The organism is Streptomyces massasporeus (genome assembly GCF_014648995.1).
Taxonomy (GTDB): Bacteria; Actinomycetota; Actinomycetes; order Streptomycetales; family Streptomycetaceae; genus Streptomyces; species Streptomyces massasporeus.
The window spans coordinates 204,927-218,802 of the sequence record NZ_BMSE01000014.1 but is presented as its reverse complement, the minus strand read 5'-3'; the positions used below and the strand labels follow the sequence as shown (position 1 = coordinate 218,802).

The following is a 13,876-nucleotide window of genomic DNA, read 5'->3' as shown; positions in this document are numbered from 1 at the left end:
CGGGGTCGGTACGCACCGTCCCGTACGTACCGTAGTTGTCTGCCGCCTCTGTGAGGAAGGCGGTGCGCCGGGTCAGAACGGCAGGCCGGGAATGCCTCCGCCGCCCAGGCCCTGCGCGAGCGGGCCCAGCTTCTGCTGCTGGAGCGCCTGCGCGTTCTCGTTGGCCGCCTGCACGGCCGCCACGACCAGGTCGGCGAGGGTCTCGGTGTCCTCGGGATCCACCGCCTTCGGATCGATCTTCAGGGCGCGCAGCTCTCCGGCGCCGGTGACGGTGGCCGTCACCAGACCGCCGCCCGCCTGCCCGTCGACCTCCGTCTGCGCCAGTTCCTCCTGCGCCTGTGCCAGGTCCTGTTGCATCTTCTGGGCCTGCTGGAGCAGCTGCTGCATATTGGGCTGGCCACCACCGGGGATCACGATCAGCTCCTTGCTCGGTACGGGTTTTCCCGTTGGGCACGAGCCTACGTGGTCGGGGCTGCCGTCGCCCCAGCACTCTTTCGAGTGAGTCCCCCTCGCGCCCTATACCTGATCAAGGAATACTTCCGGGCGGAAAAGAGGCGAAAGCTACGTCTTCGCCACCCATTGGGAGGTAGGAAGGGTCGGGCGCGGGCAGGGCGCGGACTTTTCGTCCATCGCGCAGCGTGATCGGTGAGTGAACCGTACGTGGTCATTCGTGGTCAGTGAGGAGTGCCGGGTGGGTCAGCCGGAGATGCAGCCCGAGGGGCCGCCTCAGGACGGGCGGGGCGAGCAGGCGGCGGCCGGGCTGCGGCCGGGCGATCTGACCGGGCGGGTCTTCCCGCTCGGGGACTGGGGGGAGCCGGCGCTCCGGCTGGACGAGCTGTACCGGTGGGTGGAGCACGGGGCGCTGCGGACGGCGGCCTGGTACCTCGCGGACCGGGTGTGGAAGCGGCGGTGCGCGCGGGTGCTGCGCTGCGGGGCCGCGGTGGGGGCGGTCACCGGGGTCGCGCTGCCCCTGCTGGATCTGACCGGGGTCGCGGGCGGGATCGCGCCCTGGGGGTGCCTGGCGCTGCTGGTGGGGGCGGCGTGCGTGGCCGTCGACCGGTACTTCGGGGTGACGTCCGGGTGGATGCGGGACGTGGCCACCGCGCAGGCCGTGCAGCGACGGTTGCAGGCGCTCCAGTTCGACTGGGCGGCGGAGAGCGTGCGGGAGGTGCTGGGTCCTGCGGAGGGGACGGCCGGGGAGGCCGCGGAGCGGTGCCTCGGGGTGCTGCGGAGGTTCTCCGAGGACCTGACGGAGCTGGTCCGGGTGGAGACGGCGGACTGGATGGGGGAGTTCCGGACCGGGGGTTCCGCGCCGGTGGGGTTGCAGGCGGTGGTGTTCCCGGGGCCGGGGCGCGGGAACGAGGCGGGGGTGAACGGGCGGTTCACTGTGCCGCCGCATGGGGCGGCCCGGCCGAACATGCCTCGGCAGCGGCCGCCGGAGCCGCGGTGAGGCGGTCCGGGCGGGGTCTTGGTGCTCGGCGTCCTTGCCGGGGCGGGTGGGTGCGCAGCCCTTCGTAGCGAGGTGCTCGGCATTTGTGCTGAGGCCTGGGTGGGTCCGCAGCCCGGCGGTGCGGGGTGCCGCTGCGCCCACCCGTGCCGCCCCTGGCGGCACGCATGCCCGCAGCGGGGGCGGTGCGTATGCCGCAGCGGGGGCGGCGGGTCGGCCCGCAGCTAGGCGGCGCAGAGGGTCAGGCCCTCCGGGGTCCAGCACGGCACGTGGCCATGGGTGCGGATGACGTCCTGGCCATTGCCGCGGGCCAGGTACGTCAGGAAGCTGGACGCCGACCTGGCGAACGAGGCGAGTCGGTCACTGCTTCGTGTACGTCAGCCGTTCCCCGCTGCTCGTGTTCACGCGCTCGAGCGTGCCGTCGGACAGGAGGGTCACCTCGGTGGCCGCGCCCGGGGTGCAGGCGGTGCGCGGCTGCCCGACCTTCACGGTGGACGGGCCGATCGCCAGCGCGCCGCCGGTACCGGGGGCCGCGGTCAACCGCCCCTCGAACACGCAGTGGTAGCTGCCGCCACCGCCCTTGGTCGGGCCGTCGGCCACGAGGGAGAGGATCGTGTCGCCCGGTTCGCCCTGCTGGATGGTGAGCGAACGGCTGTGCTCGCCGTCGGCGTTGTCGATGGTCGTGGTCCAGGTGCCGAGGTACCCGGTCGGGATCGTGCCGTCCGCCGGGGAGGCCGACGTGTCCGGCTGCGAGGTCGTCGGGGACGGGCCCGGGCTGGTCGGCGGGGCGCTCGTGCCCTGCGTCGGGCCGGCGCCGTCGTCGGCCCGGTCGTCGCCGCCGCCCTGCATCAGCGCGTACACCGAACCGCCCGCGGCGAGCGCGACGACCAGGGCGATCACGACGAGCAGCGCGGTGGAACGGCCGTTCCCCCGCGGCTGTGGCTGCGGGGGGCCGTACGGCGGGGTCGTGCCGTAGGGGGGCGGACCGTAGGGCGGGGTGGAGCCGAGGCCGCCGTAGGCGGGATGGGGCTGGGGGTGTTGCTGGGGGTAGCCGTACGCCGGGTACGGGGGCGGGGGTGTCTGCGGCTGCGGGTGGGGCGGGGCGCCCGCGGCCGGGAGTTGCCGGGGCGCCGGGGGCGCGCCCTGCCCCGCGACCATGGTGGGCAGATGGTTGACCGGCGGGCCCTCGCCCGGCCGGCCCGGCGGGGGCGGGGCCGGGGTCGCGGCGGGCGCCGCCGCGGGGGCCGGGGGCAGCGCCGGGCGCGGCGACGACTCGTCGGCGGCGGGGGCGTGTTCGGGGGTGGAGCCGGGGCCGGGGTTCTCGTCGGGGCCGGAGCCCTGCCGGCCCGCAGGCGACCCGGGAGTGCCGGCCTCCTCCGCTGAGCCGGTCCCCTCGGGGTCTTCCGCGTCCAGCAACCGCACCGCGTGCCGCCCCAGTTGGGCCACGAGTGCGCTCGGCAGCCACGGGTCGAGGGCGCGGCCGTCGGAGACGGTGTCGTCCGCGCCGGTGCGTTCCAGGACGCGGTCGAGGGAGGGCCGGGCGGCGGGGTCCTTGCGCAGGCAGTCCCGGACGAGGTCGGCGATGCCCTCGGGGACGCCTTCCAAGTCCGGTTCCTCCTGGGCGATGCGGAACATCAGGGCGTGCACGCCGCTGTTGGCGGTGCCGAAGGGCAGGGCGCCGGTCGCGGCGTAGGCGAGGACCGAGCCGAGGCAGAAGACGTCGCACGCCGGGGTGATGCGGTCGCCCCGCACCTGCTCGGGCGCCATGAAGCCGGGCGATCCGACCAGCGCGCCGGTACGGGTGAGCCCACCGTCCGTCACGGTCTCCAGGGCGCGGGCGATGCCGAAGTCGATGACGCGCGGGCCGTCGATGGTGACCAGCACGTTGGACGGCTTGAGGTCACGGTGGACGATGCCGGCGGCGTGGATGTCCTTGAGGGCGTGCGCGAGCCCGGCCGCGAGGATGCGGACCGTCCGCTCGGGCAGGGCACCATGGTCGTGCCCGACGACCTGCTGGAGGCTCGGCCCGGCGACATAGCCCGTGGCGACCCACGGCACCGCCGCCTCGGTGTCCGCGTCCAGCACCGGCGCCGTCCAGTACCCGCCGACCCGCCGCGCGGCCTGCACCTCCTGCCGGAACCGCTCCCGGAACTCCTCCTGCGCGGCCAGCTCCTCGCGCACGAGTTTCACGGCGACCGTACGGCCCCGCTCCGAGCGGGCCAGATAGACGTGCCCCATGCCCCCCGCACCGAGCCGCGCCAGCAACCGGTAGGCACCGATACGCTGTGGATCCCCGGGCCCCAGCTTCTCCATCGCTCAGCCGCCTTCCCCCCACACGTGAGCAACAGATCGAGAATAGTGCCGGGCCGGGGCGGGGTGGCCTGGGCGAACTCTACGGTTCCGTAACAGGCGGCGGGGGCGTGCCGGGCAGCCCCACCTGGTCCAGCACCGTCGACAGCCGTTCGAGCAGCCGTACCGCCTCCGCCAGGTCCGCCTCGCCGAACGCCTCGGCCAGCCGGTCGGCGAACGCCGCGTGGCCGGGGTCGATCCGGGCGATCGCCGCACGTCCCTCGCCGGTCGGCGCGAGGAGCTTGGCCCGGCGATGTGCCGGGTTCGGCCGGTACTCCGCGAGCCCCCGCTCCACCAGCAGGTCGGCGATGCGCTGGACGCTCTGCCGGGTGATGCCCATGGCGCGGGCGATGCCGGAGACCGGCAGCGGCTCCCCGAGGACCGCGCCGAGCACCTGCCACCAGGCGGCGGTGAGCCCGGCGGGCCGGGCCAGTTCCTCCGCGACGGCGAGGAACTGGCCGTTGAGCCTGAACACCCCGAGGGCGCTGCGGCTGAACAGGTCCTGACGCTCGCGGCTCACAGTGCGCCGGCCTTCTCCAGCACCCCGTAGGCCGCCACGTCGGAGTCGTGGAACAGCCGGTACCAGGCGTCCAGCACCTCCCCCTCGTAGACCCCGAGGAGCCGGAGGATCTCCCGGGCGAAGGCGACGGGCTCGGTGGGGCCGGCGGTGATCAGGGGGCCGTCGGTGACGGCGTCGGCCTCGACGTAGCGTCCCCCGCCCGCGTAGCCGGTCGCGGTCAGGTAGAAGGAGATCGCGCTGGTGTGGTCGCGGTCGTCGAGCAGGCCCTCGCGGGCGAGTCCGGCGGTGGCGCCGCAGATGGCGGCGACCGGGACGCCCGCGTCGAGGAAGGCCCTGGCCGTGCGGGCGAAGGGCGCGAGGTCGTCGGTCGTGTCCCAGAGGTCGGCGCCCGGCAGGATCAGCAGCGCGCTGTCCTCGGGACGCAGGTTCTCCAGGGCCAGGTCGGGCTGGACGCGCAGTCCGCCGATGCTCCGTACCGGGGCCGTGGACGGGCCGACGGTCCGGATCTCGTGGCCGGTGCGGGCGAGCTGAGCCGTGGCGTGGCCGGTCTCCCAGTCCGCGAGGGTGTCGTAGACGGCGAGATGGACGGGCTTGCCGGTGGTGGTGTTCATGACTCCTCCTCGATCCCGTGCGCTTATGACAGCATTCTGTCGAGAAGGCAGCATGCTGTCAATAGTGGTGGGACAACGGGTCGCCCGCCTGGACAACCTGTCGGGGGGCCGCCGCCGACTCCAGACAGGCCGCCGATTTCACCGCCCTCTCCCCCGCACCTACGCTCGCCCGCATGACCCCTCAGCCGAACCCCGAAGCCGGTGCCGCCGTCAAGGCCGCCGACCGTGACCATGTGTTCCACTCCTGGTCCGCTCAGGAGCTCATCGACCCGCTCGCCGTCGCCGGTGCCGAGGGGTCGTACTTCTGGGACTACGACGGCCGGCGCTACCTCGACTTCTCCAGCGGGCTCGTCTACACCAACGTCGGCTACCAGCACCCGAAGATCGTCGCCGCGATCCAGGAGCAGGCCGCGAGGATGACGACCTTCGCGCCCGCCTTCGCGGTCGAGGCGCGGTCGGAGGCGGCCCGGCTGATCGCCGAGCGGACCCCGGGCGACCTGGACAAGATCTTCTTCACCAACGGCGGCGCCGACGCCGTCGAGCACGCGATCCGGATGGCCCGTCTGCACACGGGCCGCCCGAAGGTGCTCTCGGCGTACCGCTCGTACCACGGCGGCACACAGCAGGCCGTGAACCTCACCGGCGACCCGCGCCGCTGGGCCTCCGACAGCGGCACGGCCGGGGTCGTGCACTTCTGGGCGCCCTACCTCTACCGCTCCCGCTTCTACGCCGAGACCGAGGAGCAGGAGTGCGCGCGGGCGCTGGAGCACCTGGAGACGACGATTCGCTTCGAGGGGCCCTCGACCGTCGCGGCGATCATCCTGGAGACCATCCCGGGCACGGCCGGGATCATGGTCCCGCCGCCCGGCTACCTCGCCGGGGTGCGGGAGCTCTGCGACACGTACGGGATCGTCTTCGTCCTGGACGAGGTCATGGCCGGGTTCGGGCGGACCGGTGAGTGGTTCGCGGCGGACCTGTTCGACGTCACGCCGGACCTGCTGACCTTCGCCAAGGGCGTGAACAGCGGATACGTGCCGCTGGGAGGGGTCGCGATCTCCGGCGCGATCGCCGAGACGTTCGGCAAGCGCCCGTACCCCGGCGGCCTGACGTACTCCGGGCACCCGCTGGCGTGCGCCGCCGCCGTCGCGACGATCGGCGTCATGGCGGAGGAGGGCGTCGTGGAGAACGCCGCGCGGCTCGGCGACTCCGTCGTCGGGCCGGAGCTGCGGGCGCTCGCCGAGCGGCACAGAAGCGTCGGCGAGGTGCGCGGCGTGGGCATGTTCTGGGCGCTGGAGCTGGTGCGCGACCGCGAGACGCGGGAGCCGCTGGTGCCGTACAACGCGGCCGGCGAGGCGAACGCCCCGATGGCCGCCTTCGCCGCCGCCGCGAAGAAGGGCGGCCTGTGGCCCTTCGTGAACATGAACCGGACGCATGTCGTGCCGCCCTGCAACATCACCGAGGCGGAGCTCAAGGAGGGCCTCGCCGTGCTGGACGCCGCGCTGTCGGTGGCGGACGAGTACACCGGGTAAACGCCTGTAAACCCGTCAGTAACCGACATCCTCGCGTCCCGTTCGAACGCGTAAGGTGGCGTGCTCGTAGACATACATATACGCGCACGCCACCCGAACGCGACGAGGGAGACGCCCTGACCATGCCCGCCAGCTCCGGCAACGGCGCCGTGACGCGCAGCACCCTGCGGCAGCAGATCGCCGACGCCCTTCGTGACGAGGTGCTGGCCGGGCGGCTCCAGCCGGGACAGGAGTTCACGGTCAAGGAGATCGCCGAGCAGTACGGGGTGTCCGCGACGCCGGTGCGCGAGGCGCTCGTCGACCTCTCCGCGCAGGGGCTCCTGGAGGCCGACCAGCACCGCGGCTTCCGGGTCCACGAGTACTCGGTCGACGACTTCCGCGGCATGATCGAGGCCCGCGGGCTGGTCATCGAGGGCATGTTCCTCGCGCTCACCGAGGGGCGGCCGAACGCCGTGCGGCCCGACGACCCCCGGTCCGCCGCCATAGTCGCCGGGGTCCGCAGGCGCGGCGAGGAGGCGCAGCGGGCCGCCGCCGCCGGTGACCTCACCATCCTCATCGGCTACGACCTGCGCTTCTGGCGCGAACTCGGCGCCTGCTTCGGCAACCCCTACCTCGCCGACTTCCTGCACCGGCTGCGCGTCCAGACCTGGGTGTGCGCGGTGCAGCACCTGCGGCGGCTCACCGATCTGCGCGGCGAGCTGTGGGCCGGCCACACCCGGCTGGTCGACGCCCTCATCGCCCGCGACAACGACGCCGCCCGGGCGATCATCGCCGCGTACAACACGCACTCGCTCAGCCTGATCGAGCGGCTCGCCTCCCGGTGACCCGAGTCGCCGCTGCCCGTATGGGTATGGGACATGCACGGCGGGAGCCGTGACCGCGGCGCACCGCTACCCTTCTTGACCACCGTGCTACCCGACCACCGCGCTGAGCGAGGAGCCTTCTTTGGCCTGTGACCTGTGGCTGGTACCGCTCGTCGACGTGTTGTGCCACACGCCGGACAACCCCTTCGCCGAGGAACTCGCGCAATACAACAAGGTGCTCGCCGAGGCCGGTCTGCCGCCGGTGCCGGTGTACCAGTACATGCCGGGCCTGTCCGGCGAGGTCGCCCCGGTCGCGGGCTTCGACTACGACGCGCTGCACTTCCTGCGCCGGGCCTATCTGCTCCAGGTGTGCGGCCTGCCGGTGACGCCCGTGGACGAACTCGGCGGGGACTACGAGCAGTTGCTGGAGATGTTCGAGTCGACGGCCCAGCAGTCGCACCTGGTCTGGCACTACGACCACGCGGGCGCCTACGTCCCGGTCGACTTCCCCAGCCCGCTCGCCGACGACGCACTCCTCGCCGGCGGCGGCCCGCTCGGCTCCTCGCACGCGCTGCTGCGGGAGCTGGAGGTGGTCGCCCCGGCCCTCGGCATCGACCCGGCCAACCCGCCGGCGGCCCCCCAGGCGCCGCTCGCCCCGACGGAGTTGGAGGAACCCGCCGTGCCCGCCCCGTACGACCCGAGCCCGTTCGCCCGTGAACGGCACGTCTGGCTCGGCCTGCACGCGGCCGTGACCCGCAGTCTCGCCCAGGGGTCGATGATCGTCTTCAGCTGAGGCGGCAGCTCAGCGTCCCAGTTGGGAGAGGCCCTTCTGCATGTCCTCGACGTTCATCACCGGCGTGTAGGTGATCTCCGCGCCCAGCTGGAGGAAGAAGGGCTCGCTGATGACCGGCATCTGCCAGCTGTCCTGCATGTCGAAGAACACATCGTGGTCATCTTCTTCTGGTCGACGCACGCGGGGGTATGAATTCAGCGTATGCCGGTTCCCGGCAACTCTCCCTGCGACGGAACGCAGGCCGCCCCCCGTGTGCACGGAGGACGGCCTGCGGACGCGGGGGCGGGGGCGGGTCAGAGGAACGAGTTGATCTCGATCGTCTCGTCCCGGCCCGGGCCGACGCCGATCGCGGAGATCGGGGCGCCGGACATCTCCTCCAGCGCCTTGACGTACGCCTGGGCGTTCTTCGGCAGGTCGGAGAAGGACTTGGCCTTGCTGATGTCCTCGCTCCAGCCCGGCAGCATCTCGTAGACCGGCTTCGCGTGGTGGAAGTCGGTCTGGGAGTACGGGAGCTCCTCGACACGCTTGCCGTCGATCTCGTACGCCACGCAGACCGGGATCTGCTCCCAGCCGGTGAGGACGTCGAGCTTGGTGAGGAAGAAGTCGGTCAGGCCGTTCACGCGGGTCGCGTAGCGGGCGATGACCGCGTCGAACCAGCCGCAGCGGCGGTCACGGCCGGTGGTGACACCGCGCTCCCCGCCGATGCGGCGCAGCGCCTCGCCGTCCTCGTCGAAGAGCTCGGTCGGGAACGGGCCGGCGCCGACGCGGGTGGTGTACGCCTTCAGGATGCCGATGACCCGGCTGATCTTCGTCGGGCCGACACCGGCGCCGGTGCAGGCACCGCCCGCGGTCGGGTTCGACGAGGTGACGAAGGGGTACGTGCCGTGGTCGATGTCGAGGAGCGTGCCCTGGCCGCCCTCGAACAGGACGACCTTGTCGTCCTCCAGCGCCTGGTTGAGGACCAGGACGGTGTCGGAGACGTACGGCGCGAGCTTGTCGGCGTAGCCCAGCAGCTCCTCGACCACCTGCTCCACGGCGATCGCGCGCCGGTTGTAGAGCTTGGTGAGGACCTGGTTCTTGATGTCGAGGGCCGCCTCGACCTTCTGCGTGAGGATCGACTCGTCGTACAGGTCCTGCACGCGGATACCGACGCGGTTGATCTTGTCGGCGTAGGTCGGGCCGATGCCGCGCCCGGTCGTGCCGATCTTCCGCTTGCCGAGGAAGCGCTCGGTCACCTTGTCCACCGTCACGTTGTACGGGGTGATGATGTGCGCGTTACCGCTGAGGAGGAGCTTGGACGTGTCGACGCCACGCTCGTTCAGACCGCTCAGCTCGGAGAGCAGGACCGACGGGTCGACGACGACGCCGTTTCCGATGACCGGCGTACAGCCGGGAGACAGGATTCCGGAAGGGAGGAGGTGCAGTGCATACTTCTGGTCACCCACGACCACCGTGTGGCCGGCGTTGTTGCCGCCCTGGTAGCGCACTACATAGTCCACGGAGCCACCGAGAAGGTCGGTGGCCTTTCCCTTGCCTTCGTCACCCCACTGAGCACCGAGCAGCACAAGTGCGGGCACGCGCGTACACCCCTTCCGGGCGGGGCATGTCCATGGTCGAGGGCGAACGCGGCGGTGTACCACCGCGTGCACCGCGACCACCGTTGGCCGCCAACCGTCGGACCGGATGCCCCGGAATAGACGAAGCCCCTGGCGCAATAGCGCAAGGGGCTCTTGCACAAAGATGCTACCCGAGGAAGCGAGGCATGGCCGAGGTGGCGACTTCCGCGACGTCCGAGCAGCTGCTGGTGGTGGTCGACCCGGTCGCCCGTAGGTCGGACGGAGAGTCCGTCCGGATCGCGAAAGACGTGCTCGGAGCGGGTGCCGGCATGAAGCTGTGCCTGCCGGACGGGCCGGAGGAGTTCGCCCGGGCTCTGGCCCGGCGGGGCTCGCGGCGACCGGTGGTGGTGGGCGACGACCGGGCCCTGATCCGCGCGGTGGCCCTGCTGCACCGGCACCGGGAGCTGGCCGGATGTGCGCTGTCGGTGGTGCCGGTCGGGGGCGCGCTGTCCCTGGCCCGGTCGCTGGGCGTGCCGACGGGGACGGTGGCGGCGGCGCGGGCCGTGCTCGACGGGGTCGAGCGGCGCATGGACCTGATGGTCGACGACAGCGACGGGGTGGTGCTCGGCGCGCTGCGGATACCGCCGTTGCGGCCCGCTTCGGCCGGGACGGTCCCGGAGGGGACGCCGGACGTGGACGCGGTGCCGGGCCACCCGTGGCTGCGGACCTGCCAGTCCCTGGTCCGGACGCTGGTCCCGGCGGGCCGCCCGTCCCGGGTCGCCGCCGCGCCCGAGCCGGGGCCGTCCCGGCTGCGGGTCGAGGTGGACGGGGAGACGCTCGTCGACCTGGACCAGCCGGTGGAGGCCGTGTCGGTGGCTCCGGTCGCCGCGGGGATCGCGTCGGTGGAGGTCAGGCCGGTGTCGGTGGGCGCGGAGGCCTCGCCGCTGCTGGCGCAGGGCCGGACGGTGACGGTGTCCGGGGCGCACTTCCGCTACCGCGCGGACACGGTGGTCTCGGGACCGGTGCGGACCCGGACGTGGGTCGTACGGGAGGCCGCGTGGGGACTGACGGTGCCGTCGGGGCGGTGAGTCAGCCCTGGGGGCCTTCCGGTCCGAACGTCTTCTCGCGGTGCACCCGCCAGCGCTCCATCATCGCGAGGAGTTCACCCTCGAGGAACTCGAAGAACGCCAGCGTCTCGGACAGGCGGCGGCCGGCCGGGGTGTCGGCGCCGAGACTGGTGACGCCCTCGCGCAGGGCGGCCTCCCACCGCTTGAGGACGGCGTCGCGGTTGGTCAGGGCCTCGTACCACTGGTCGCCGTGCACCCGGTAGCGCTCCCGGCGCGAGCCCGGCTCCCGTTCGCGGGAGACCATGTGCGTCTGGGCCAGGTAGCGCACCGCCCCGGACACCGCCGCGGGACTGATTCGCAACTGCTCCCCCAGCTCGGCGGAGGTCATCGAGCCCGCGTCGGAGGACAGGAGCGCGGCGAAGACCCGGGCGGGCATGCGCGTCATCCCCGCCTCGACGAGCTGCGCCGCGAAGGACTCCACGAACCTCGACACGACCTCCGCGTCCCGGCCGGTCCCGGCTGATTCCGTCATGGGCCTCACCCTATCCGCGATTCACACGCTTCCTTAACTTCACAAATTTCTGAAAGAAGTGTACGTTCTGAAACATGACGAAGGCCATCACCGTCTCCGGACTGCACAAGTCCTTCGGGCGGACGCATGCTCTCGACGGGCTCGACCTGGAGGTCGCCGCCGGCGAGGTCCACGGCTTCCTCGGCCCCAACGGCGCCGGGAAGTCCACCACCATCCGGGTCCTGCTCGGCCTGCTGCGCGCCGACTCGGGCGCCGCGCAGGTCCTCGGCCGCGACCCGTGGACGGACGCGGTGGAGGTGCACCGCCGCATCGCCTACGTCCCCGGGGACGTCACGCTGTGGCGCAACCTCTCCGGCGGCGAGGTCATCGACCTCTACGGCCGGCTGCGCGGAGGGCTCGACGCGCGGCGCCGCGCGGAGCTGATCGAGCGCTTCGAACTCGACCCCACCAAGAAGGGCCGCACCTACTCGAAGGGCAACCGGCAGAAGGTCGCCCTGGTCGCCGCGTTCGCCTCGGACGTCGACCTGCTGATCCTGGACGAGCCGACCTCGGGTCTGGACCCGCTGATGGAGGAGGTCTTCCAGGCCTGCGTCGAGGAGGAGCGCGACCGGGGCCGCACGGTCCTGCTCTCCTCCCACATCCTCAGCGAGGTCGAGGAGCTGTGCGACCGGGTGAGCATCATCCGGGGCGGCCGCACGGTCGAGAGCGGTTCGCTCGCCGACCTGCGCCACCTCACCCGCACCAGCGTCGTCGCCGAGCTCGCGAGCCCGCCGGACGGCCTGGCGGAGCTGCCCGGCGTGCACGACCTCGACGTGCGGGGACACCGCGTCCGGCTCCAGGTCGACACCGACCGGCTGAACGCCGTCCTGCGGTCGCTGAGCGGCGCGGGCGTACGGTCGCTGACGTCGACACCGCCCACGCTGGAGGAGCTGTTCCTGCGGCACTACCAAGACGAGGCGACCGAGACGGCCGAGCCGGACACGGCGGTGGCCCGATGACCACGTTCGCGGTACGGCCCGGCAGTTCACGCCAGTTGGCCGGCACGGGCACCCTGCTGCGGTTCGCCCTGCGCCGAGACCGGCTGATGATCCCCGTGTGGATCGCGGTGAACGCGCTGATGGTCCTCTCCATGCCGGGCACCCTGGAAGGCCTGTACGGCACCCCGGCCGAACGCGCCGACCTGCTCCGGCAGATGGAGACCAACGCCTCGCTGCGCGCGATGGTCGGCCCGGTCTTCGGCGACTCGCTGGGCGCCCTGACGGCCTGGCGCGTCGGCATCTACGCCGGTGCCCTGGCGGCCGTGATGAGCCTGCTGATCGTCGTACGGCACACCCGGGACGAGGAGGAGAGCGGCCGTCAGGAGCTGGTGGCGTCCGGGATGGTGGGCCGCCGGGCCTCCCTGACGGCGGCCCTGCTCGCGGCGGCGGTCGCGAACGGGGTCCTGGCGCTGCTGGTGACGGCCGGGCTGGCCGGGCAGGGCACGACCGGCGCCCTGGCCCTCGGGCTCGGGATCGCCGCCGTCGGGATGGTCTTCGCCACGATGGCCGCGATCGTCGCGCAGCTGACGGAGAGCGCGCGGCTGGCACGCGGCCTCACGGCGGCGGTGCTCGGAGCCGCGTTCGTCCTGCGCGCGGCGGGCGACTCGGCGACGGATGGGGGCACCTCCCCGGCTTTCGGCACTGGGGGAGGCTCGTCGGTCCTGACCTGGCTGTCGCCGCTGGGCTGGCTGGAGAACCTGCGGCCCTACGCGTCCGAGCGCTGGTGGGTGCTGGCCCTGCTCGCCGGGGCGGTGGCCCTCCAGGGCGCGGTGGCCTACGCCCTGGCCGGCCGCCGGGACCTCGGCATGAGCTTCCTGCCGACCAGGCCGGGCCCGGCGTCCGGCCGCCTGGGCAGCGCGGGCGCCCTGGCCTGGCGGTTGCAGCGCGGCGGCGTGCTGGGCTGGAGCATCGGATTCTTCCTGGCCGGGGTCGTCTACGGCGGCATGACCGACAGCGCGGCCGACCTGGTGGGCGACAACGAGAACGCCCGGCGCATCTTCGAGCGCATGGGCGGCCAGTCCGGCCTGACGGACGCGTTCCTGGCGTCGATGGTCGGGATGCTGGGCCTGATCGCGGCGCTGTACATCGTGGCGTCGGTGCTGCGCCTGCACGGCGAGGAGACCTCGGGCCGGGCGGAACCGGTGCTGGCGAACGCGGTGGGGCGGGTGCGCTGGGCCGCCGGGCATCTGGTGATCGCCTTCGGCGGCGCCGCGCTGATCATGCTGCTGGCCGGGCTCGGCTTCGCCGTCGGCTACGGCAAGGAGACCGGCCCGATCCTGGTGGCGTGCCTGGTGCAGCTCCCGGCGGTGTGGGTGATCGGCGGGCTGGCGGTGCTGCTGCACGGGGTCCTGCCCCGGGCGGCCCTGGCGGCGTGGGGCGTCGCCGGGGCGGTGCTCCTGATCGGCTGGGTCGGTCCCGCGCTGGACGCACCGCAGGCCGTGCTGGACGTCTCACCGTTCGGGCACCTGCCGAAGCTGCCGGGCGGCTCCATGCAGTGGGGGCCGGTGCTGGTGCTGACCGGGCTGGCGGTGCTGCTGGTGGCCGGGGGGCTGGCGGGGTTGCGGCGACGCGACATGTCGACCTGAGCGGCGGCGGGAACCGGGCAGCGGCGCACGTACGTCCATGCCGGGC

Annotated in this window: 14 protein-coding genes; 7 read left to right on the top strand and 7 right to left on the bottom strand. The window is 72.8% G+C overall.

The window, feature by feature from the left end:
• Positions 1-72: 72 nt before the first annotated feature.
• On the bottom strand, positions 73-414 hold the full coding sequence (locus tag IE153_RS27925; RefSeq protein ID WP_078885280.1) for a YbaB/EbfC family nucleoid-associated protein: 342 nt from the start codon (positions 412-414) through the stop codon (positions 73-75).
• A gap of 277 nt (positions 415-691) precedes the next feature.
• Between IE153_RS27925 and IE153_RS27920 the strand changes: the two genes are divergently transcribed.
• Complete coding sequence (locus IE153_RS27920) at positions 692-1,450, top strand: SLATT domain-containing protein (protein ID WP_189592544.1); 759 nt, start codon at positions 692-694, stop codon at positions 1,448-1,450.
• A 357-nt stretch (positions 1,451-1,807) separates the two neighbouring features.
• Here IE153_RS27920 and IE153_RS27915 read toward each other — a convergent pair whose 3' ends face one another.
• The 3 genes from IE153_RS27915 to IE153_RS27905 form a co-directional block, all read right to left on the bottom strand.
• On the bottom strand, positions 1,808-3,760 hold the full coding sequence (locus IE153_RS27915; protein WP_189592543.1) for a serine/threonine-protein kinase: 1,953 nt from the start codon (positions 3,758-3,760) through the stop codon (positions 1,808-1,810).
• A 79-nt stretch (positions 3,761-3,839) separates the two neighbouring features.
• On the bottom strand, positions 3,840-4,316 hold the full coding sequence (locus tag IE153_RS27910; protein WP_189592542.1) for a MarR family winged helix-turn-helix transcriptional regulator: 477 nt from the start codon (positions 4,314-4,316) through the stop codon (positions 3,840-3,842).
• Positions 4,313-4,927: a type 1 glutamine amidotransferase family protein gene (locus IE153_RS27905; RefSeq protein WP_189592541.1), complete on the bottom strand. Its 615-nt coding sequence runs from the start codon at positions 4,925-4,927 to the stop codon at positions 4,313-4,315. The genes IE153_RS27910 and IE153_RS27905 overlap by 4 nt, the downstream gene beginning before the upstream one ends.
• A 173-nt stretch (positions 4,928-5,100) precedes the next feature.
• Here IE153_RS27905 and IE153_RS27900 point away from each other — a divergent pair, with 173 nt between their 5' ends.
• The 3 genes from IE153_RS27900 to IE153_RS27890 all read left to right on the top strand — a co-directional run bounded on the left by IE153_RS27900 (position 5,101) and on the right by IE153_RS27890 (position 8,052).
• The gene (locus IE153_RS27900) at positions 5,101-6,456 is read left to right on the top strand and encodes an aspartate aminotransferase family protein (protein WP_189592540.1); all 1,356 of its coding nucleotides are present in this window, start codon (positions 5,101-5,103) and stop codon (positions 6,454-6,456) included.
• A 122-nt stretch (positions 6,457-6,578) separates the two neighbouring features.
• Positions 6,579-7,280 carry a GntR family transcriptional regulator gene (locus IE153_RS27895; RefSeq protein ID WP_189592539.1) on the top strand — a complete coding sequence of 234 codons (702 nt, stop codon included), beginning with the start codon at positions 6,579-6,581 and terminating at the stop codon, positions 7,278-7,280.
• A gap of 121 nt (positions 7,281-7,401) precedes the next feature.
• Complete coding sequence (locus IE153_RS27890; protein ID WP_031109637.1) at positions 7,402-8,052, top strand: putative DNA-mimic protein; 651 nt, start codon at positions 7,402-7,404, stop codon at positions 8,050-8,052.
• A gap of 9 nt (positions 8,053-8,061) precedes the next feature.
• On the opposite strand, the gene IE153_RS27885 is transcribed toward IE153_RS27890, so the two are convergent.
• Together IE153_RS27885 and IE153_RS27880 are read right to left on the bottom strand one after the other, a co-directional pair.
• The gene (locus IE153_RS27885; protein WP_438817939.1) at positions 8,062-8,202 is read right to left on the bottom strand and encodes a hypothetical protein; all 141 of its coding nucleotides are present in this window, start codon (positions 8,200-8,202) and stop codon (positions 8,062-8,064) included.
• Positions 8,203-8,345: 143 nt separating this feature from the next.
• The gene (locus IE153_RS27880; RefSeq protein WP_189592538.1) at positions 8,346-9,629 is read right to left on the bottom strand and encodes an adenylosuccinate synthase; all 1,284 of its coding nucleotides are present in this window, start codon (positions 9,627-9,629) and stop codon (positions 8,346-8,348) included.
• Between the two features lie 185 nt (positions 9,630-9,814).
• Between IE153_RS27880 and IE153_RS27875 the strand changes: the two genes are divergently transcribed.
• The gene (locus IE153_RS27875) at positions 9,815-10,696 is read left to right on the top strand and encodes a diacylglycerol kinase family protein (RefSeq protein ID WP_189592537.1); all 882 of its coding nucleotides are present in this window, start codon (positions 9,815-9,817) and stop codon (positions 10,694-10,696) included.
• Between the two features lies 1 nt (position 10,697).
• Here IE153_RS27875 and IE153_RS27870 read toward each other — a convergent pair whose 3' ends face one another.
• On the bottom strand, positions 10,698-11,207 hold the full coding sequence (locus tag IE153_RS27870) for a GbsR/MarR family transcriptional regulator (RefSeq protein WP_189592536.1): 510 nt from the start codon (positions 11,205-11,207) through the stop codon (positions 10,698-10,700).
• A gap of 74 nt (positions 11,208-11,281) precedes the next feature.
• Here IE153_RS27870 and IE153_RS27865 point away from each other — a divergent pair, with 74 nt between their 5' ends.
• Both IE153_RS27865 and IE153_RS27860 read left to right on the top strand, forming a co-directional pair.
• A complete protein-coding gene (locus IE153_RS27865) occupies positions 11,282-12,205 on the top strand; it encodes an ABC transporter ATP-binding protein (protein ID WP_189592535.1) in 924 nt (307 codons plus the stop codon).
• Positions 12,202-13,830, top strand: a complete 1,629-nt coding sequence (locus IE153_RS27860) for an ABC transporter permease (protein WP_189592534.1) — start codon at positions 12,202-12,204, stop codon at positions 13,828-13,830. The genes IE153_RS27865 and IE153_RS27860 overlap by 4 nt, the downstream gene beginning before the upstream one ends.
• The last annotated feature ends 46 nt before the right edge of the window (positions 13,831-13,876 follow it).

What these genes read in the sequence shown, in the direction of transcription:
- IE153_RS27895 (WP_189592539.1), top strand. Translation starts at nt 6,579, where the DNA reads ATGCCCGCCAGCTCCGGCAACGGCGCCGTGACGCGCAGCACCCTGCGG.
- IE153_RS27865 (WP_189592535.1), top strand. Translation starts at nt 11,282, where the DNA reads ATGACGAAGGCCATCACCGTCTCCGGACTGCACAAGTCCTTCGGGCGG.
- IE153_RS27870 (WP_189592536.1), bottom strand. Translation starts at nt 11,207, where the DNA reads ATGACGGAATCAGCCGGGACCGGCCGGGACGCGGAGGTCGTGTCGAGG.
- IE153_RS27900 (WP_189592540.1), top strand. Translation starts at nt 5,101, where the DNA reads ATGACCCCTCAGCCGAACCCCGAAGCCGGTGCCGCCGTCAAGGCCGCC.
- IE153_RS27860 (WP_189592534.1), top strand. Translation starts at nt 12,202, where the DNA reads ATGACCACGTTCGCGGTACGGCCCGGCAGTTCACGCCAGTTGGCCGGC.
- IE153_RS27915 (WP_189592543.1), bottom strand. Translation starts at nt 3,760, where the DNA reads ATGGAGAAGCTGGGGCCCGGGGATCCACAGCGTATCGGTGCCTACCGG.
- IE153_RS27905 (WP_189592541.1), bottom strand. Translation starts at nt 4,927, where the DNA reads ATGAACACCACCACCGGCAAGCCCGTCCATCTCGCCGTCTACGACACC.
- IE153_RS27875 (WP_189592537.1), top strand. Translation starts at nt 9,815, where the DNA reads ATGGCCGAGGTGGCGACTTCCGCGACGTCCGAGCAGCTGCTGGTGGTG.